Source organism: Streptomyces sp. NPDC056738 (genome assembly GCF_042790435.1).
Lineage (GTDB): Bacteria > Actinomycetota > Actinomycetes > Streptomycetales > Streptomycetaceae > Streptomyces.
This window is the reverse complement of the sequence record NZ_JBHTZF010000013.1, coordinates 1-18,296: the sequence shown is the minus strand read 5'-3', so window position 1 is coordinate 18,296 and position 18,296 is coordinate 1. Positions and strand designations below refer to the sequence as shown.

The window sequence follows — 18,296 nt, the reverse complement described above, 5'->3', positions numbered from 1 at the left end:
GTCAGGACTCCTTGACGGCGATGGTCTCCACCGTGTTCGCCACGTGCTCGAACGCGTCGGCCGCTTCCTCCAGCACGTCCACGATCTGCTTGAGCTTCAGCACCTCGATGGCGTCGTACTTGCCGTTGAAGAGGTGGGCCAACAGCTTGCGGTGGATCTGGTCGGCCTGGTTCTCCAGACGGTTGACCTCGATCCAGTACTCCGTGAGGTTGTCCATGGTCCGCAGATTGGGCATGGCCTCGGCGGTCAGCTCGGCGGCACGCGCCAGGACCTCGATCTGCTGCTCGACGCCCTTGGGGAGTTCCTCGACGTTGTAGAGGACGACGAGATCGACGGCCTCCTCCATGAAGTCCATGATGTCGTCGAGGGAGGAGGCGAGGTTGTAGATGTCCTCGCGGTCGAAGGGCGTGATGAAGGAGGAGTTCAGCTGGTGGAAGATCGCGTGTGTCGCGTCGTCACCAGCGTGTTCCGCGGCCCGCATACGCTCTGCGATCTCGGCCCGAGCGGAAGCGTCCGCCCCGAGCAGTTCCATCAGGAGTTTCGAGCCCGTGACGATGTTGTCCGCGGATGCGGAGAACATGTCGTAGAAGCTCGTCTCCCTGGGGGTCAGACGAAAGCGCACGTTGGGGTCCTCGGGGTGCTTCGGTTTCGGTCAGGCTGATGCTAGGCGCATCATCCGGCCACGGCTAACGGGCCGCCACCCAGTGTCGCCCATCAGGCACAGTGATCGGCACGGGGTCCGGTACCGGCGCCGGGCAAGGGCTCCATACCCAGCAAAGTTCGGTACGATATACCCACCAGGGGTATATGTAAGTGGCGTTTCAGACAGGATCGCCGATCGGATCCACAGGAGGACGCGATGACGACCACCGAGGCCGGCGCGACGGCGCCCTCCGGAGACCCGCAGCAGGCCGTGACCGATCACGACCGCGGCATCCACGGCTACCACCAGCAGAAGGACGAGCACCTGAAGCGGCTGCGCCGCATCGAGGGCCAGATCCGGGGCCTGCAGCGGATGGTCGACGAGGACGTCTACTGCATCGACATACTCACCCAGGTGTCCGCCTCCACCAAGGCGCTCCAGTCCTTCGCCCTCCAGCTCCTGGAGGAGCACCTGCGGCACTGCGTGGCGGACGCGGCCGTCAAGGGCGGCGACGAGATCGACGCGAAGGTCGACGAGGCGACGAAGGCGATCGGCCGCCTGCTGCGCACCTGAGCCGGCCGCCGCGGCCTCGCGAAGTGCGCGAAACGTGAGAGATACGACGCATGTGACATCCGCGACGTGCGCGCCTCGGCCACCGGGACGGGGCCGGAAAGGACTAGTCCTCCCCGCCCCGCTGCACGGGAGCGCGCTCTTCGGCCACTTTCAGGACCGCGTCGATGCTCTCCAGGCTGAGGCGGTCCTCGTGCGCCGCGGAGGCCGCGATGATCAGCTCACCGCACAGGTCGATCTCGGCGAGGGCCACGTGGTCCTGAACTGCCGCACCGCCGACCGGAGCCACGAACATCACCTCTTCCTGCCGTAACCGACTTCCTAGAGTAGGGAGCGGCCTACGCACCGCGCATGGCACGGAAGGGCCATTTCCAGCCCTCCTCTGAAGCTACGGCTCCGGATGCTCTTGCCCATCCCCCCGGAAGCCACTACTCCGCGATCTTCCCGGCGTAGATGTCGGAGGAATCCGGCAGCCGTACGACGGCGGGGCTGCCGAAGTCGTACAGCAGGAGCGTCGAGGCGACGGCCACGGTGCCCTTGCGCTGCCCGTTGACGAAGCTGAACCGGTGCCGGACCTTGCGCAGCCGCCCCTGGTCGTCGAGGTAGGCGTCGAAGGGCACGGCGGTGGTGGCGAACCCCTTCGCGGCCGCCCTCAGCGCCGGCCGCTGCCCCGTCGAGGCGTCCCGCGCGGCGGTGCCGAGGTCGGCGGTGCCGCGATAGTGCCGTACGGGGACCCCGGCGACCTCGGTCTTCCCCACATAGGTCACCGACCGCGCGCCGCGCAGCAGTTCGGCCGCGGCGTACGGGTCGGTGGCGCCGCCCGTGACGAGGTTGCCGTCCGTGAGACCGGCCGTCTCCACCCGCACCCATTTGTCGGCGGGCACTCCCGCCCCCCGGTTCTTCATGAACAGAGCGCCCGGAGCGAGGAGTTCGGTGATCGGCCGGTGCTCGGCCGCGCCCGCCGGGTCCTGCGGCAGCAGCACCTTCAGCCGCCCCGTCTGCTTCCTGAAGTCGTACACGCCCTGCCCGCGGATGGTGACCCGGGTCCCGCCGGTGGCCATCTCCATCGACGTACTGGCCTTCGCGCTGCCGGCGCGCTCCAGGGCGGCCACCGCCCGGCGCAGCGTGTCCACGGTGCCGGGACCGCTGCGGACGTCCTCGGCGGCCGCCCCGCCGCCCGAGCATCCGGTGCCACAGACCATGAGTCCCGCCGCGACGAACGCGACCAGGACCCGCGCGCGTTCCTGCTGCTGCGCCACCATCGTCCACCGACCCCCAGCCGGTCCGTCCCGGGCCATCCCGTCGTCCGGTTAACGACAGGTGGAGGCGCCCGTCACGCGGCGGGAATCCGTTCACTTGCCTTGGGTAACGTTGTCGGTGTGGAGCATCTGGACGAGACGGACCCGGGCGCCGGCCATCGGACGACCACGGTCGAGCAAGGCCCCTTCTGCCTGGCCCGCTGCACCTGCGGCTGGCGCGGTCCGGCCCGCCGCGCCAGAAGCCAGGCCCGCACGGACGCCGCGACCCACGCCCTGGCCATGACCCCCTGAACCGGCGCACCGCCCAGCCTTTCCTCGCCCCCTCCGCCCCTACCCGACCCGAACCTGGGGCTCCGCCCCAGACCCCGCTCCTCAATCGCCGGAGGGGCTGAAACTCACGCCCGAACCCCAGCGAACGCGGACCCGCAGACGGGATCCGGCGCGAGGGGCCGTGCCGGTACATCAATGGCCGTCGCCACCGACGGTCACTCCTCACCCAACGGCGACGGGCTGATGCACCGGTACGGCCCCGACCCCCCACCGGACCGAACCCGCCCCACCGGTCTCGGCCACCCCGCCGCCATCACCCGAACCCCACCGTGCTGGGATGCGCAGTGCTGTAGCCGTTCTGCGACACAGCCGTGCGGAACCCCCGGACCCGGGGGCCCGTCTCGTTCCACGGAACCCACGGGAGGCACACATGCAACGGCGTTCGTTCATCGGCGGCACCACGGCCGTCCTCGCGGCGGCGGCGACGTCCGCCTGCAGCGGCAGCGGCAAGGGCGGCACGCACGCCGACGGCAAGGGCGGGTCCACGAACGCCACGGCCGGGGCGGCCGACACCAGCGGCATACGCACGGCGACCGCGGCCGACGCGGCAGCCGCCAACTGGACCGCGCTGTCGCGCCAACTGGACGGCTCCCTGATCCGCCCCGGCGACCGGAGCTGGACCACCTCCCACCAGCTCTACAACACCCGCTTCGACAACCTGAAGCCCGCCGCCGTCGCCTACGTCGCGCACGCCGACGACATCCGCACCACGATGGACTACGCCCGCGCCCACGGCGTGAAGGTCTCGATCCGCAACGGCGGCCACTCCTACGCGGGTTGGTCCTCCGGCGACGGCCGCCTGATCATCGACGTCTCCAAGCTGAACAAGATCCGCGCCTCGGCGAACGAGGCGGTGGTCGGCGCCGGTTCCAAGCTGATCGACGTCTACCGGGCGCTGGCCGCGAAGGGCGTCACCATCCCCGCCGGCTCCTGCCCCACCGTCGGCGTCTCCGGCCTGACCCTGGGCGGCGGCCACGGCGTGGTGTCCCGGGCGTACGGACTGACCTGCGACAGCCTCACGCAGGCGACGCTGATCACCGCCGACGGCAAGCAGCTCACCGCGAACGCGACCGAGAACAAGGACCTGTTCTGGGCACTGCGCGGCGCCGGCAACGGCAACTTCGGCGTCGTCACCGAGCTCCGCTTCAAGACCCACCCCGCGCCGCAGGCCGTGTCGGCGTACATGACCTGGCCGTGGGCCAAGGCCGCCGCGGTGGTGAAGGCCTGGCAGGAGTGGGGCCCGAGCCAGCCGGACGAGATCTGGTCGTCCTGCCACCTGTCCAACGCGGCCGGCGGCACCCCCACCGTCTCCATAGCCGCCTTCTCCCTCGGCACCTACGGCGAGCTCCAGAACGCGGTGGACCGGCTGGCGGACCGGATCGGCTCCCCCGCGCGCAGCGTCTCCCTCAAGCGGCGCTCGTACGAGGAGTCGATGGAGGTGTACGCGGGCTGCTCGTCGTTCTCCGCCGACGCCCAGTGCCATCTGCCGGGTTCGACGCCGGGCCGCAGCCCGCAGGGCGCCCTCGGCCGGGAGACGTACGCGGCCCGCTCGGACTTCTTCGACCGCTCGATCTCGGCGGCCGGCGTCCAGACGCTCCTGAACCAGATCTCCGGGGTCCGCGGCGGCGCGGGCAGCATCGCCCTCACCGCGCTGGGCGGCGCGGTCAACCGCGTGGCGCCGACGTCCACCGCGTTCGTGCACCGCCGCTCGCGGATGCTGGCGCAGTACATCGTCTCCTGGCGGGCGGGCACCTCCGGCACCACCGCCCAGTCCTGGCTGACGGGCGCCCACAACGCGATGACCCGGTACGCCTCGGGCGCGGCCTACCAGAACTACACGGACGCGACGCTGACGAACTGGCGCAAGGCGTACTACGGAGACGCGGCCACGCGCCTCGCGGCCCTGAAGCACCAGTACGACCCGAACCGCTTCTTCTCGTTCCCGCAGGCCCTCTGAGACCACCACGGGCCGCCGCACGGGCCCGGCGGCCCACCACCACACGGGCCACCGGGCCGGACAGGTCAGCCAGATCAGCCAGGTCAGACGGATCAGGCACCCGCCCCAGCGAGCCCCTACGCGGCGAGGTCCCGCTCCTCCGAGTGCTCGGCCCGCGCCCCCGGGATCAATGTCTCCCGCCCGGCGGGCACGGCGCCGCGCGCCCGGATCAGAAGGCCCGCGCGCGGCGCGGCCTCGACGGCCTTCATGACCGGCGTGAGCAGGGCCATGGCGAGCGGCGACAGCAGCAGGACGACGGCCGTACCGAGCGCGAATCCGCCGACGACGTCCGTCGGGTAGTGCACGCCCATGAAGACCCGGCAGAACCCTTCGAGCAGGGCCAGCGCGATCCCGGCGAGCCCGAACTTCCGGTTCGCGACGAAGAGTCCGACACCCATCGCCATGGTGATGGTCGCGTGGTCGCTGACGAAGGAGAAGTCGGTCTTGCCGCCCACGAGGACGTCCAGGCCCTGGTGGTCCACGAAGGGGCGCGGACGCTCCACGAAACCCCTTATCGGGACGTTCACGAGGAGGGCGACACCGGCCGCGAGCGGGACCCAGACGAGTGCGGCCACGGTCGCCGCCGCGTCGGAGCCGCCCCGCCGCCGCACGCTCGACCAGCACCACACGACGAGCAGGACCATCGCGAGCAGGAGACCCCACTCGCCGACGAACTCCATGGCCCGGTCGACCCAGTGCGGCGTGTGCTTGGCCAGGCCATTGATGTCGTAGAGCAGGTCGACGTCGGGGTTCGAACCGGATTCGGCGAGTTGCGCCATGGCGCTGCGGCCCCTTCGTCGTCATTCCCGCGACCGCGCCCTTTCGCGCGCCGCTCCGTCCACCCCCGTGGTTGTAGATCGGTTCTCTACGTCAACAGGAACGCACGGTCCCCTCCAATACGTTCCACCCTCCACGGAATGATCACGCACACGTTATCGAAGAGAGATATCTCCGCAGATCAGAGGGTGGATTCATACCGAAGTGGGCAATGCTTTCGCGCCATCCTCGGTCACCCGTGTGGCCCCGAAATAGTCGGGCGTGTCGACGGGGTCGAACCGGATGACGGCACCCGGCCGGGGAGCGTCGATCATGTATCCGCCGCCCACGTAGATACCCACGTGCCGGATGGCGCGGGAGTTGGTGAGGTCGTCGGAGAAGAAGACCAGGTCCCCGGGCAGCAGTTCGTCCCGCTTGGGGTGCGGCCCGGCGTTGTACTGGTCGTTGGCCACCCGCGGCAGGCTCACCCCGACACTCTCGTACGAGGCCTTGGTCAGACCCGAGCAGTCGAACCGTCCGCCCTGGTCAGCCGTGCCGTTGCCACCCCACAGGTAGGGGGTGCCGAGCTTCTTCTGCGCGTACGTGATGGCCCCCGCGGCCTGCTTCGAGGGGTCCACTCGGGTGACGGGAGCGGCGAAGCTCTTGGCCAGCGTGGTGATCGTCTTCACATAGTTCCGGGTCTCCGCGTACGGCGGCACGCCCCCGTACTTGATGACCGCGTAGGCGCCCGCGTTGTAGGCGGCGAGCATGTTCTCGGTGACGTTTCCCGGAGCGTTCTTCACATAGGAGGCGAGCTCGCAGTCGTACGAGGCGGCCGACGGAATCGCGTCATTCGGGTTCCAGACGTCACGGACGCCGTCCCCGTCGCCGTCGACGCCGTGCGTGGCCCACGTCCCCGGAATGAATTGCGCTATCCCTTCCGCCTGTGCCGGACTCTTCGCGTTGGGATTGAATCCGCTCTCCTGATAGAGCTGCGCGGCGAGCAGGGCGGGATTGATCGCGCCGCAGAGATTGCCCCACTTCTGTACGAGGGACTGGTACGCGGCGGGCACAGCGCCCTTGGCGAGCCCGACCGAACCGCCGCCGATGCCGCCCGCGAGGTTCCCGGCGACCAGGTAGACCCCGACGACGAGGACCATCACGAAGCCCATCCCCGCGCCCACGGCCGCGGTCGCCACGATCCAGGCCTTACGCACCGTCAACCGCCCCTCGCCGCCCAGGAGTCCGCCGACGTCAGTGTAGAGGCGGGCCCCTGCGGGAGAGGGGTGTCACGCGCACGGACGGAGCGGTTCGTCCCGTCGGAGCGGCGTCAACCGGCCAGGGCGGCCACGTGGTACAGGTTCTCGGCCTCGGTGCCGAACACGGGGCTGTACGAGACGTCGTCGGTGTCCCCGCCCTGTTCGTGACCGCCGATGACGCCGACGACCGCCCCGTCCCCGTTCACCCAGGGGCTGCCGCTGGTTCCGCCGGCGAAGGCGGGGCAGGCGACGCGCTGCTGCGTACGGCTGTGCGCGGTGGGCTTGTCGGTGCAGGTGACGGGGGCGTCGAGGGAGCCGGGGTATCCGGTGACGGTGACGGCGGTGGCCCCGGTGGCGCGGTGCGCGGCGAAGGCGTTCCCGCCGCCGACGGCGTCCTCGACGCCCTCGCCGTCGCGGGTGGCGAGCACGGCGAAGGCGACGTCGCTGTCCTCGTCCTGGTCCTTCTTCCAACCGTCGGGGAGGAACACGCCCTCGACGTCCCAGAACCCGTGGGGCGCCTTGCCGTCGCGGTAGCCAGGCGCGAAGGACAGTTCCGCCTCGCCGTCCAGGCAGTGGGCGGCCGTGACGACCAGATCGCGCCCCTCGCTGTGCACGACGGAGGCGGTGCAGAAGTGCCCGCCGGCGCCCTTGCTCGCGGCGCTCCCGTGGAACAGGGCGCCCACCCGGGCACTCCGGCCGTTGTCGGCGGCCCGGACGGTCACGCCGAACGGCCCGGGGCCGTCGTCGGCCGCGGCGACGGACGAGGACGTCACCGCGAGCAGCACCAGGGCCGCACCGAGCAGGACCGGCCGCCGGGTCTCCGGGAGACGGGTGATGCGGATGCTCTTCATCGCCCCTCACCTTGCCGCAAGCGGGTGAGAAAAACCTCGGACCAGTCCGAGTATCACCTGTGAACGCCGCCCCCGCCCGGCCACCGCGCCCCACCAGCCACGACGCCCCCTCCCGGCCCTCCGGTCCGGGCCGCCGCGAGCGCCGTGGAACCCGCGCCAGGTACTCCCATCGGCACCGGAACGGACGAGCCGACGGAGCGACGGGGCAGCCAGACACCGGAGTGGCGAGAGGACAGACGGAGAGAAGCCCGCGCGGGACGAACCGTCGCCCGGAACAAGGACCACCCGGATCACCCGGATCACCCGGCGATCCTCCGGCACCACCCGGATCACCCGGCGATCCCCTGGCACCACCCGATCCCAGGGGAGCCGGAGGCCACGGCTCCGGGTCGGCGATACGGTGGCCGTGAACGTCTCCGATCACACAGGGGAGTTGGAGTCCGCGATGCCCACGCCCGTCCGGCGGAAGTCCGAGGAGCACGACCGTGACTGACCTCCCCGCCGGCCTCGACTGGACCCGTGCCGCGCCCGAGGACGCGACCGGCCCGGGCCCCTGGATCGAACTCGCCTTCGGCGAAGACGACTTGGTCTACATCAGGGAGACCGGCGATCCGGAGAACGTCGTGACGACCACGCGCAGGAAGTGGGACGCGTTCGTGCTCGGGGTCCGGGCGGGCGAGTTCGACCACTTCGTCGAGGGGCTGCAGGACGGCCTCGGGCCGCACGACGTGACGCCGCCACCCGTGCAATTCCCCTGAAAAAGCTGTGAGTCGGGTCAAGCGGCCGTCAGCGGTCGGCCATCCGTGAGCCATGGGAGGGTCACGCGCCCGCCGCGTTCGGCAATGCGCGAGCAAGGCTTCCACGAGCCTCTTGTTGTCACGTACTCAACAAGGGATGGTCGTCCGCGGGCCCGCCCGGCCACCGGCGCCGCGGCGCACGACCCGTAAGGCATCACGATCGGCCGGAACACGTTCGGCGGCACCGGCCACCTCGCCACCGCGACCCCGGGCCACGACGGCCCGACCCGCCGGGGCACCCCGGAGGCGGTCACCGCGTTCACCGGCCGGCCTCCGGAGTAGGGCGGACGCCGGGAGACGTGGGGTTCCCCGGCACCACCCGGCGGAACGGGCCGCGGCAACCAGCCGCGGCCCGTTCCGTGCGTCCACCCCGCAGGGCCCCGGCGACCCGGGGAACACCGGCGCGACGCACCGTCAGAAGCCCCTCCCCGCAACCGCGTCCGTTCGAATATCTCCCCGCCATCCCCCCGCGCGCGAGGCACAGAAGGGGACAACGACGGAACCACGCGCCAGGTTTCGCTTCCGCTTCATTGCCCGGCGTGACCACCCGTGATACACAGAGTGACGATACGACTCTCGTACACCGCCGTACGCCTCCCGCGAGGGTCCCGCGTACGCCGGTGACAAGGAATTCGCACGAATCCCGCCAACCAATGACGTCAAGTCGACATACGAAGGCGTCATTGTCGGCGAGAATGGGCCCGACCTCTGCGCGCAGTGGCAGGGGGTGCAGAACTACCCACTAGGGGCGGTGACTTACATGCTTTTCGCAGCCGACAAGGGCGACATCAACACAATCATCGGCGGAATCGCCCCGGACTGGGGCCCCTTCGGCAGCCTGGGCAACGAAGCCAAGGTGATGGTCGAGGTGGTGATGGCGGTGGCCATCCTGCTCTGCCTCGGCATCGCGATCTGGGGTGCGGCCAAACAGCGCATCGGCGCGACCGCGCTCCGCGACACCTTCAGCGCCGAACAGGGCAAGGGACTCATCATCGCCGGGCTCACCGGGGTCTTCATCATCGGATCCCTCGGCACGCTCTTCACCATCGTGTACGGCATGGCCGTGTAGCCCGGCACGGCCATGCCGCACCGGCGTGCCGTCAGTACCCGGCCGGGCGCGCCCGGATTCTCGTCCTCCGATCCATCCGTCCGTCGTGCCCACCGGCTGAGGTTGCAACTCCCTGATGTCCAGTCACCACACCGCGCCCGCGCGGGAACCAGCACGGCTACCGTCGTACTACGTGGTTCAGCGAGAGATTGAGGGGGCGTACGCGGCATGAGTCTCGGTGACGAACCCGGGTACGGCGACGGCCCGCGCGGCGAGGACGGGGGGTACGGCGGCTCCGGCCAGACCCGTACCCGCCTGCCCGACCGTCCGGGCGACGTCTACGGCGGCGCGCGGCGCGGACGCGGATCCTCCTCGCGGAGCCTGGTCACGGTCGTCGGTGTCGTCGTCCTGCTCATCGCCGCGATCGCCTTCGCGAACCGCGGGGACGACGCGGCCTCGTCGGGCGACGGCAGCGGCGACAAGGCGAAGACGTCCCCGACGGCCGCCTCCGGCAACCACCCGGTGACGACGAAGTCCGCCGGCATCCCGTCGGGCTTCCCCCACACACCGGAGGGCGCACAGAGCGCGGCCGCCAATTACGGTATCGCCCTAGGCTCCACCGGCATGTTCAACGCCGACCAGCGGCACGCGATCGTCGACGCGGTGTACGCGCCCGACGTCGCTGCCGCACGGCAGCCCGACCTGGACGCGGCCTACACGAGTGAGAAGTTCCTGACGAACATCGGCCTGGACAAGAACGGCGCCGCCCCGGCCGGCCAGACCTTCATCTCGCGGATCATCCCGGTCGGCACCAAGACCAAGGCTTCCAGCACGGACAGCGCCACGGTCGAGCTCTGGTACACCTCGCTGTTCGGCCTGTCCGGCGACGGCTCAACCAACCCTGTGTCGGAGAGCTGGTACACGACGACCTACCAGCTGAAGTGGATCGACGGGGACTGGAAGGTCACCGACTTCACTCAGAAGGACGGGCCCGTCCCGGTGGGGCGGGACCAGAAGGCCTCCACCGCGGACGACATGACCAAGGCCGTCGAGGAGTTCGGAGGGTTCACGTATGCCCGCTAACAAGCCGCGCCGTGTCCTCTCGCTCGCCGCCACGGTGGCGGCGATGCAGTCGGCCGCCGTCCTGCTGGCCACCAAGGCGGTCGCCGCCCCCAGCCCGACTCCCAGCCGCAACCCTTGTGAACTCGTCCGCGGCCCCGCCAGAAAGTACTGCGACAGCGGAACCAAGGGCTCCGGCAAATCCGGCCTCACCACCGAACCCGGTACCTCCACCCTCGACCCCCTCTCCTCCCTCGCGAACGGCTGCGCCGACGCCGCCTCCTGGACCATCAACAAACTCTCCGCGGCCGTGAATGACACCGCCAACGTCGACTTCACGAACCCCAAGTTCCTCCAGCAGTACGCCGTCGTCTTCGCGGCTTCCACGATCCTCACCCTGCTCCTGTGGCTGCTGGCCGTGGCGAAGCGGGCCGTACGGGGTGTCCCCCTCGGCACGGCCCTGTCCGAGGCGATCGGCTTCCTCTGGCTGACCGTGCTGGCCTCCGCGTTCACCCCGCTCATCCTCTACACCGTCGTCTCCGCGACGGACGGCGTGACCGAGGTGCTCGCCAAGACCACCGGCAACCAGACGGACGCCTTCTTCGGAACGTTCTCCGGCGCCCTCGACAAGGGCGGCAACATCGGCGGCGGCCCGATCATGCTCATCGTCGTCTCGATGGTCTCGATCCTGGCCGCCGGAATCCTCTGGCTGGAGCTGGTCATCCGGGCCGCCCTGCTCTACGTCGGCGCCCTCCTCGGCACCGTCGTCTACGCGGGCCTCGTCGACAAGAACCTGTGGGGCCACGTCCGCCGCTGGGCGGGCATCATGATCGCGGTCATCCTGGTGAAACCGGTCATCGTCATCGTGCTCGGCCTCGCCGGCGCCCTCAGCTCCGACAACGGCCCCGACGCGTTCTCCGCCGTCGTCTCCGGACTCGCCATCATCCTGCTCGCCATCTTCGCCAGCGCGATGATCTACCGCTTCGTCCCCGGCTTCGGCGACGAGATCGCCGGCTCCCGCAACAACCGCATCATGCAGGGCGCCGAGGGCAAGGCCGCCGCCGTCATCAGCTCGCCGGCCACCCTGGTCGCCCAGGGCATCAAGACCCACAGCTCCCGCGCCGACAACAACGGCGGCGGAGGCGGAGGCGGCAACAGCCAGCCCCGCCCCGCCAACCCCGCGTCCGGCGGTGTGGCCGCGCACAGCAGCCGCACGCCGAACGGAGGCGGCGGATCCGTCCCCTCCGCCGCACCACCGCCGCGCAGCAGCGCGATCAACACCCCGCACGCAAGCAACACCCGCAACAGCAACCGCACGGGAGGTGAAGGGCGTTGACGACCGAGTCCCACCTGTCCCATCCGGTCACGCCCCGCCGTACATATCTGATCGGCCGCGCCCGGCCGAACGCGATCGTCGGCCGGAACCGCGAGTCCGGCGAGATCGCGCTCATCATCGGCGGCGCGTTCCTCGGCATGATGTGCGGCCTGCTCGTCCCGGTGCTGTCCCTGCGGATCGTGCTGCTCATGGGCTTCCCGCTGCTCGCGCTCGCCGCGGTGTACGTCCCGTACAAGCGGCGCACGTTCTACAAGTGGTTCGAGATCAACCGCAGCTACAAGCGGACCCTGCGCCAGGGAACGGCCTACCGCAGCCAGGTGATGGAGGCCGGTGTCCACCTCGACGGTAGGGAGGTCGAGATCGGACCGCCGCCCGGCATCGGGCGCATCGCCTGGCTCGCCGCCCCCTTCGGACCCGACGAGATCGCCGTCCTGCTCCACGCCGACCGCCGGACCGTCACCGCCGCCATCGAGATCGAGGGCCCGGGCGTCGGCCTGCGCGACAGCGAGGACCAGGAGGCCCTCGTCGACCGCTTCGGCACGCTGCTCAAGCACGTGGCGAACGGCGACGGCTTCGTCACCCGCCTCCAGATGCTCGCCCGCACCCTCCCGGCCGACCCGGACGCCCACGCCAAGGACGTCTCCGTACGCGGCGACGAGCGCGCCCCCGGCTGGCTCCAGCAGTCGTACGACCAGCTCCAGTCGATGGTGTCCACGAGCAGCGAGCAGCACCGCGCCTACCTCGTCGCCTGCATGCACTACTCGCGGGAACTCGCCGCCGAGGGCCAGGCCATGGCGCGGGCGGCCCGGCCGCAGGGCGGACGCAAGGTCGACCGGGACGCCGGACTCGCCGTCGTCATGGCCCGCGAGCTCACCGACATCTGCTCACGGCTCCAGGAAGCCGACATCCGCGTGCGGCAGCCGCTCGGCCAGGGACGGCTCGCCTCCCTCGTGCACTCGATGTACGACCCCGACCACCCCATCGACCACATCCAGGCCATGACCAGGCGCAACGCCTGGCCGGCCGAACTGGACGCGATGGAGCCGACGTACCTCCAGGCGAAGACCCGCGAGTCCTCCACCCGCGCGCCCTGGTGCCACGCCACGGCCTGGGTGAAGGAGTGGCCGATGACCCCGGTCGGCGTCAACTTCCTCGCCCCGCTCCTCGTCCACACCCCGGACGTCATCCGCACGGTCGCCGTGACCATGGACCTCGAACCCACCGAGATCGCCATCGAGCGCATGCTGACCGAGAAGACGAACGACGAGGCCGAGGCCAGCCGCGCCGCCAAGATGAACCGGACCGTCGACCCGCGCGACATCGCCTCGCACAACCGCCTCGACCAGCGCGGCGAGGACCTCGCGAGCGGCGCCGCGGGCGTCAACCTCGTCGGCTACATCACCGTCTCCTCCCGCAACCCCGAGGCCCTCGCGCGCGACAAGCGCACCATCCGCGCCTCGGCCGGCAAGTCGTATCTGAAACTGGAGTGGTGCGACCGCGAGCACCACCGTGCCTTCGTCAACACACTGCCGTTCGCCACCGGAATCCGCAGGTAGGGGCTGATGCACTGATGCGGGATCCGCTGTCCGCCGCGACGGACGCCTTCACGTCCTTCCTCTTCGGCAAGGTCGAGACGACCCGCCTGCCCGTACGCACGTCCACGGGCCAGGCGCAGGCGGTCTACCTGCCCACCGCCGCACCGGGTCTCGGCGACTCGGGCGTCATCATCGGCCGCGAGGTCTACTCCGGCAAGGGCTACATCTACGACCCCTTCCAGCTCTACGGGCAGCAGCTCCCCGCCCCGCACTGGCTGGTCCTCGGCGAGTCCGGCAACGGCAAGTCGGCCCTGGAGAAGACGTACGTCCTGCGGCAGTTGCGCTTCCGGGACCGCCAGGTCGTCGTCCTCGACGCCCAGGGCGAGGACGGCGTCGGCGAATGGAACCTCATCGCGCAGGAGCTGGGGATAACTCCCATCCGGCTCGACCCCACGGCCGCCCTGGACATGGGCATCCGGCTCAACCCGCTCGACCCCTCGATCACGACGACGGGGCAGCTCGCCCTGCTGCGCACGATCATCGAGGTCGCGATGGGCCACGGCCTCGACGAGCGGTCCGGCTTCGCCCTGAAGGTCGCGCACGCCTACGTCAACGAGACGATCGTCGAGCGCCAGCCGGTGCTCACGGACATCGTCGAGCAGCTCCGCCACCCCGAACCGGAGTCCGCCGAGGCGATGAACGTCGCCATAGACGACGTACGGGCCTGGGGCCTGGACGTCGCCCTGGTGCTGGACCGGCTCGTCGACGGTGACCTCAGGGGCATGTTCGACGGCCCGACGACGGTCGGCATCGACCTGGACGCCCCGCTCATCGTCTTCGACCTGTCGCACATCGACCGGAACTCCATCGCCATGCCGATCCTGATGGCGATCGTCGGTGTGTGGCTGGAGCACACCTGGATCCGGCCCGACCGCAAGAAGCGCATCTTCCTGGTGGAAGAGGCCTGGCACATCATCAACAGCCCCTTCGTGGCCCAGCTCTTCCAGCGGCTCCTGAAGTTCGGGCGCCGCCTCGGCCTGTCCTTCGTGGCGGTGGTCCACCACCTGTCGGACGTCGTCGACGGAGCGGCGGCCAAGGAGGCCGCCGCGATCCTGAAGATGGCCTCGACACGGACCATCTACGCGCAGAAGGCGGACGAGGCCCGGTCCACGGGCCGGGTCCTCGGCCTGCCCCGCTGGGCGGTCGAGATCATCCCGACGCTGACCCCGGGCATCGCGGTCTGGGACGTCAACGGCAACGTCCAGGTGGTCAAACACCTGATCACCGAGACGGAACGCCCGCTGGTCTTCACCGACCGCGCGATGACGGAGTCCTCCGCGGACCTGCTCTCCGACGACGCCATGCGCGCCGCCGAACTGGAGGCCGAGGAACGGGCGGCCGCCTTCATGGAACAGCACCTCAGCGATCTCGACGGCTCCACCGAGTCCACGGTGGCGTGATGAGCCCGTACCCCGACCAGCGCGACGACCGCCACGGCCCCCGGCACGAGGGGGCGGGCGGCATTCCGGACGGCCTGCTGATCGGGGTGCTGGGCTTCCTGCTCGGCATGACCCTGATGGTGTGGTCGGCGACAGGCCTCGCGGGCTGGTTCTCCCGCGGCGCCTGGCCGGACGCCATCACCTTCACCCGTACGCCCCTGGCCATGCGCCATCTGATCGGCGAGCCGCACGACATCGCCGGCGCCTGGCCCGACACCCCGCCCGCCCAACTGTCGGACTACGGCCTCTTCTGGGGCCTGTTCATCGGCCAGTTGATGGTCCTGCTGGTCCTCACGGTGTTCGTGATGGGCACCCTGGCACGGTGGCGCGCCGGACGAGCACGACGACGAGCACAGGGCCTGGAGCCCAAGGCGTCCAAGCGCGCGTCCAGGGCGTCCAGGGCATCCACGGAAGCGCCCGATCCGGTGGTGCCCCCGGCCAGGACGGAACAGCGGCCACTGCCCGCACAGCCCCTGGAGACGGCCCCCAGGGCGGCCGCGCCGGACGGGACGCCCCCGCAGGTGCCCGAACCCGCGGGCGCGCCGGCCCACGAGCACCTGGGCGGCCTCGACACCATCGCCGCCGAAGCCGCCGTAGCCCCGGCCGTCGCCGCGGCACCGCAGCCGGGACCGGCGTGGACGTCCGCGCGCGCGGTCGTCCTCGCCCCCGCCGAGACACGTCACCTCACCGCCGCCCAGGCCGTCCGCGACGCCGAGGGCCCGGTCCTCGTCATCACCTCCGCCCCCCGCATCTGGTCGGAGACCAAGGACGCCCGCGCCAAACTGGGCCCCGTCCTCCTCTACGACCCCGCCCACCTCTGCGACACCCCGGCCCGGCTGCACTGGTCCCCGTCGGCAGGGTGCGAGGACAAGGAGACGGCGGCGGCCAGAGCGGCCGCCCTCCTCGCCCCGGTACGCCCCTCCGCCAAGGCCGACCAGGCGATGGCCGACGTCGCCGAGACGCTCATGCGCTGCTATCTGCACGCCGCCGCGGTGGAGGGCAAGGCCATCCGCCACGTGCACCGCTGGGCCCAGGGCTCACAGGTGCAGGACGCCGTACGAGCCCTGCGGACGCATCCCAGGGCAGCGTCCGGCACCGCCGGGGAGCTCGAGGCCGCGCTCGTCTCGCATCCCGAACGCCGTGACATCGCCCAGGAGCTGACGGCACGTGCGCTGTCGGCGCTCGGCACGGTCAACATCCGAGAATCCTGCACTCCGAACCGAAGTGACAGCCTCGCCTTGGATTCCTTCGTCAATGAAGGGGGCACGCTTTATATGATCGGTGAACCCCTCGAGGACCCCAAGGCCGGCCCCGGCGCCATGCCTCTCCTGACGGCCCTCGCCTCAAGCGTGGTCGAGCGTGGCCGGCGCATGGCCGAACGGTCATCCTCCGGTCGGCTCGACCCACCACTCACGCTCGTCCTGGACGACATCGCGGCCGTGGCCCCGCTCCCCCAGCTCCCCGACCTGCTGACCACGGGCCCGGCCCGCGGTCTGCCGACCCTGGCGCTCGTCCGGTCCCGCGAACAACTCCGCTCCCGCTGGCCGCAGTACGAGCTTCCGGTCTGAGCGGTCCGGAGCCCGCCCCCGACACCGGACCGGATACGTAGCTGATGCGGATTCGGGGCTGATGCGGATTCGGGGCTGACACGGATACGCGGCTGATACGGACGGGCCGCCCTATCCCCGCTCGATGACGAACTCGAGCTCCAGCTCGCCGGTGTCCCCCGGCATGGGGGTCGTCCGCCCGGTGGGCAGGAAACCCGCCTTCCGGTAGAACGCCTCGGCACGACCGTTCTTCTCGTGCACGAACAGCCGCACGCGGTCGAGCCCGGCGTCCCAGGACCACGCCAGAGCGGCGTCGAAGAGCCCCCGGGTCACACCGGCCACGCTCCCCCGGTACTCGGGCCGTACGTACACCCCCACCAGATGACCCTGGGTGCGCTCGGGCACGTCCCCGAACGCGTCCTGCACCCCGGCCTCCTCGACGAGAACGGTCACGGACCCGGCCCACACCCCGTCCTCGCCCACGGCGACGATCTGCTGCCGCGCGGTGGCGTCGACAGCGGCCCCGGCCGCCCGGTCCTGCCAGAAGCCGTCCGGCTGCGTCACCGCGTCCTCGTAGGTCTCCAGGAACGCGAGGTGCGCGACGGGGTCCCGCAGGGCGTCGAGCCGGAGCTCCTTCACCTGCGGCCACTCGTCGGAACGTATGGAACGGATCACGTGGGCAACCGAGTTCATGGCAGTCACCGTAGTACGCGCACACGGCCGGGCTCATCCGATATCCACCCTGCCGATCAGCGCCGGCCCGGCCACCGTCATGCTCTTCCCTGTACGGCATTGTGAGCCGACCGATCCGATCACGCGCAAGCCCTCCAGGGAGAACACCGCATGGCCAAAGTCCAACTAGAGGAACTCCGCAACGTCATCCACCCCACGGGCAAGTTGGACAGCCGGGCGGAGCACTGGGCCGGACGCCTCTACATGAGGTCCCTCTCCCTTCGCGTGACCCGCCATCTCGTCGACACCCGCATCTCGCCGAACCAGATCACCGTGATCATGGTCTTCGCGGGGATGCTCTCGGGAGTCGCCCTGATCCTGCCGGGCCTCGGCGGCGCCGTCCTCTCCGTCGTCTTCATGCAGCTCTACCTGCTGCTCGACTGCGTGGACGGCGAAGTCGCGCGCTGGCGCCGCCAGTTCAGCCCGCTCGGCGTCTACCTCGACCGCCTCGGCGCCTACCTCGCCGATGCCGCCGTGATGGTGGGCATGGGCATCCGCGCCGCCCAACTCGGCCTCGATCTCTACCTGGTGGCCGGACTGGCCGCGGCGATCGGTGTGCTGCTCCTGAAGTCGTCCTCCGACCTCGTGCACGTGGCCCGCTCCGACAGCGGCATGCAGAAGGCGACCGACGCCTCCGTCGTCCCGCGCTCCAGCGGCCTCGCCCAGGTCCGCCGGCTGGCCTCGGCCGTGGGCCTGCACCGCCTGGTCAACGGCATCGAGTGCACCATCCTGCTGCTCGTCACCGCGGTCGTCGACCTGGCGCTCGGCGACCTGACCGCCACGCGCATCGCGACCGTCGCCGTGACGGCGATCGTGTGGCTGCTCGTGCCGGCACACGTGGTCTCGATCGTCGCGTCGTCCCGCCTGAAGTAACCGCACCAAAAAGAAAAGGGGGGCGGTCTCCTGATGGAGACCGCCCCCCTTTCCCATGAGAGCTGTTGAGATTCCCATTGAGAACTGTTGAGAACCTTTGAGAACTGTTCTTGAACGCAGAAAACCCCCGGACCGGTATCCCCGGTCCGGGGGTCTTCTCACAATTTGTTCGGCGGCGTCCTACTCTCCCACAGGGTCCCCCCTGC

General features: G+C 70.3%; 18 protein-coding genes. 11 read left to right on the top strand and 7 right to left on the bottom strand.

Annotated elements, in window-relative coordinates:
- Window position 1: 1 nt before the first annotated feature.
- Entirely contained in the window at window positions 2–622 is a 621-nt protein-coding gene (locus ACFRIC_RS30100; RefSeq protein ID WP_037622416.1) for a DUF47 domain-containing protein, read from the bottom strand.
- A gap of 237 nt (window positions 623–859) precedes the next feature.
- Here ACFRIC_RS30100 and ACFRIC_RS30095 point away from each other — a divergent pair, with 237 nt between their 5' ends.
- Entirely contained in the window at window positions 860–1,216 is a 357-nt protein-coding gene (locus ACFRIC_RS30095; protein ID WP_382792158.1) for a metal-sensitive transcriptional regulator, read from the top strand.
- A 103-nt stretch (window positions 1,217–1,319) separates the two neighbouring features.
- Here ACFRIC_RS30095 and ACFRIC_RS30090 read toward each other — a convergent pair whose 3' ends face one another.
- Window positions 1,320–1,508, bottom strand: a complete 189-nt coding sequence (locus ACFRIC_RS30090; RefSeq protein WP_382792156.1) for a hypothetical protein — start codon at window positions 1,506–1,508, stop codon at window positions 1,320–1,322.
- A 133-nt stretch (window positions 1,509–1,641) separates the two neighbouring features.
- Window positions 1,642–2,475, bottom strand: coding sequence for a hypothetical protein (locus ACFRIC_RS30085; RefSeq protein WP_382792153.1), 834 nt, complete (start codon window positions 2,473–2,475; stop codon window positions 1,642–1,644).
- A gap of 117 nt (window positions 2,476–2,592) precedes the next feature.
- On the opposite strand from ACFRIC_RS30085, the gene ACFRIC_RS30080 reads away from it, so the two are divergent.
- Both ACFRIC_RS30080 and ACFRIC_RS30075 read left to right on the top strand, forming a co-directional pair.
- A complete protein-coding gene (locus ACFRIC_RS30080; protein ID WP_382792150.1) occupies window positions 2,593–2,763 on the top strand; it encodes a hypothetical protein in 171 nt (56 codons plus the stop codon).
- A 409-nt stretch (window positions 2,764–3,172) separates the two neighbouring features.
- On the top strand, window positions 3,173–4,759 hold the full coding sequence (locus tag ACFRIC_RS30075) for an FAD-binding oxidoreductase (RefSeq protein WP_382792147.1): 1,587 nt from the start codon (window positions 3,173–3,175) through the stop codon (window positions 4,757–4,759).
- A gap of 116 nt (window positions 4,760–4,875) precedes the next feature.
- Here the strand turns inward: ACFRIC_RS30075 and ACFRIC_RS30070 are convergent, their stop codons facing one another.
- From ACFRIC_RS30070 to ACFRIC_RS30060, 3 genes are all read right to left on the bottom strand, one after another.
- Window positions 4,876–5,577 (bottom strand): phosphatase PAP2 family protein, encoded by a 702-nt coding sequence (locus ACFRIC_RS30070; protein WP_382792144.1) that lies wholly within the window; start codon window positions 5,575–5,577, stop codon window positions 4,876–4,878.
- A gap of 192 nt (window positions 5,578–5,769) precedes the next feature.
- Entirely contained in the window at window positions 5,770–6,777 is a 1,008-nt protein-coding gene (locus tag ACFRIC_RS30065) for an NlpC/P60 family protein (protein ID WP_382792141.1), read from the bottom strand.
- Between the two features lie 107 nt (window positions 6,778–6,884).
- The gene (locus tag ACFRIC_RS30060; protein WP_382792138.1) at window positions 6,885–7,664 is read right to left on the bottom strand and encodes a trypsin-like serine peptidase; all 780 of its coding nucleotides are present in this window, start codon (window positions 7,662–7,664) and stop codon (window positions 6,885–6,887) included.
- A gap of 485 nt (window positions 7,665–8,149) precedes the next feature.
- Here ACFRIC_RS30060 and ACFRIC_RS30055 point away from each other — a divergent pair, with 485 nt between their 5' ends.
- The 7 genes from ACFRIC_RS30055 to ACFRIC_RS30025 all read left to right on the top strand — a co-directional run bounded on the left by ACFRIC_RS30055 (window position 8,150) and on the right by ACFRIC_RS30025 (window position 16,506).
- Entirely contained in the window at window positions 8,150–8,422 is a 273-nt protein-coding gene (locus ACFRIC_RS30055) for a DUF397 domain-containing protein (RefSeq protein ID WP_382792135.1), read from the top strand.
- 799 nt (window positions 8,423–9,221) lie between these two features.
- A complete protein-coding gene (locus ACFRIC_RS30050) occupies window positions 9,222–9,530 on the top strand; it encodes a hypothetical protein (protein WP_037622434.1) in 309 nt (102 codons plus the stop codon).
- Window positions 9,531–9,737: 207 nt separating this feature from the next.
- Entirely contained in the window at window positions 9,738–10,592 is an 855-nt protein-coding gene (locus tag ACFRIC_RS30045; protein WP_382792132.1) for a hypothetical protein, read from the top strand.
- Window positions 10,582–11,904: a hypothetical protein gene (locus tag ACFRIC_RS30040; protein ID WP_382792129.1), complete on the top strand. Its 1,323-nt coding sequence runs from the start codon at window positions 10,582–10,584 to the stop codon at window positions 11,902–11,904. Before ACFRIC_RS30045 ends, ACFRIC_RS30040 begins: the two co-directional genes overlap by 11 nt.
- Window positions 11,901–13,460: an SCO6880 family protein gene (locus ACFRIC_RS30035; RefSeq protein ID WP_382792126.1), complete on the top strand. Its 1,560-nt coding sequence runs from the start codon at window positions 11,901–11,903 to the stop codon at window positions 13,458–13,460. Before ACFRIC_RS30040 ends, ACFRIC_RS30035 begins: the two co-directional genes overlap by 4 nt.
- 14 nt (window positions 13,461–13,474) lie before the next feature.
- Window positions 13,475–14,899 carry an ATP-binding protein gene (locus ACFRIC_RS30030; RefSeq protein WP_382792123.1) on the top strand — a complete coding sequence of 475 codons (1,425 nt, stop codon included), beginning with the start codon at window positions 13,475–13,477 and terminating at the stop codon, window positions 14,897–14,899.
- A complete protein-coding gene (locus ACFRIC_RS30025; protein ID WP_382792121.1) occupies window positions 14,899–16,506 on the top strand; it encodes a type VI secretion protein in 1,608 nt (535 codons plus the stop codon). The genes ACFRIC_RS30030 and ACFRIC_RS30025 overlap by 1 nt, the downstream gene beginning before the upstream one ends.
- A 111-nt stretch (window positions 16,507–16,617) precedes the next feature.
- On the opposite strand, the gene ACFRIC_RS30020 is transcribed toward ACFRIC_RS30025, so the two are convergent.
- The gene (locus tag ACFRIC_RS30020; RefSeq protein ID WP_382792118.1) at window positions 16,618–17,178 is read right to left on the bottom strand and encodes a GNAT family N-acetyltransferase; all 561 of its coding nucleotides are present in this window, start codon (window positions 17,176–17,178) and stop codon (window positions 16,618–16,620) included.
- A gap of 150 nt (window positions 17,179–17,328) precedes the next feature.
- On the opposite strand from ACFRIC_RS30020, the gene ACFRIC_RS30015 reads away from it, so the two are divergent.
- Complete coding sequence (locus ACFRIC_RS30015; RefSeq protein ID WP_382792115.1) at window positions 17,329–18,090, top strand: CDP-alcohol phosphatidyltransferase family protein; 762 nt, start codon at window positions 17,329–17,331, stop codon at window positions 18,088–18,090.
- Window positions 18,091–18,296: the final 206 nt, after the last annotated feature.

Coding starts and splice junctions, on each gene's coding strand:
- ACFRIC_RS30095 (WP_382792158.1), top strand. CDS start 860: ATGACGACCACCGAGGCCGGCGCGACGGCGCCCTCCGGAGACCCGCAG.
- ACFRIC_RS30090 (WP_382792156.1), bottom strand. CDS start 1,508: ATGTTCGTGGCTCCGGTCGGCGGTGCGGCAGTTCAGGACCACGTGGCC.
- ACFRIC_RS30085 (WP_382792153.1), bottom strand. CDS start 2,475: ATGGTGGCGCAGCAGCAGGAACGCGCGCGGGTCCTGGTCGCGTTCGTC.
- ACFRIC_RS30075 (WP_382792147.1), top strand. CDS start 3,173: ATGCAACGGCGTTCGTTCATCGGCGGCACCACGGCCGTCCTCGCGGCG.
- ACFRIC_RS30070 (WP_382792144.1), bottom strand. CDS start 5,577: ATGGCGCAACTCGCCGAATCCGGTTCGAACCCCGACGTCGACCTGCTC.
- ACFRIC_RS30060 (WP_382792138.1), bottom strand. CDS start 7,664: ATGAAGAGCATCCGCATCACCCGTCTCCCGGAGACCCGGCGGCCGGTC.
- ACFRIC_RS30050 (WP_037622434.1), top strand. CDS start 9,222: ATGCTTTTCGCAGCCGACAAGGGCGACATCAACACAATCATCGGCGGA.
- ACFRIC_RS30045 (WP_382792132.1), top strand. CDS start 9,738: ATGAGTCTCGGTGACGAACCCGGGTACGGCGACGGCCCGCGCGGCGAG.
- ACFRIC_RS30040 (WP_382792129.1), top strand. CDS start 10,582: ATGCCCGCTAACAAGCCGCGCCGTGTCCTCTCGCTCGCCGCCACGGTG.
- ACFRIC_RS30030 (WP_382792123.1), top strand. CDS start 13,475: ATGCGGGATCCGCTGTCCGCCGCGACGGACGCCTTCACGTCCTTCCTC.
- ACFRIC_RS30025 (WP_382792121.1), top strand. CDS start 14,899: ATGAGCCCGTACCCCGACCAGCGCGACGACCGCCACGGCCCCCGGCAC.
- ACFRIC_RS30020 (WP_382792118.1), bottom strand. CDS start 17,178: ATGAACTCGGTTGCCCACGTGATCCGTTCCATACGTTCCGACGAGTGG.
- ACFRIC_RS30015 (WP_382792115.1), top strand. CDS start 17,329: ATGGCCAAAGTCCAACTAGAGGAACTCCGCAACGTCATCCACCCCACG.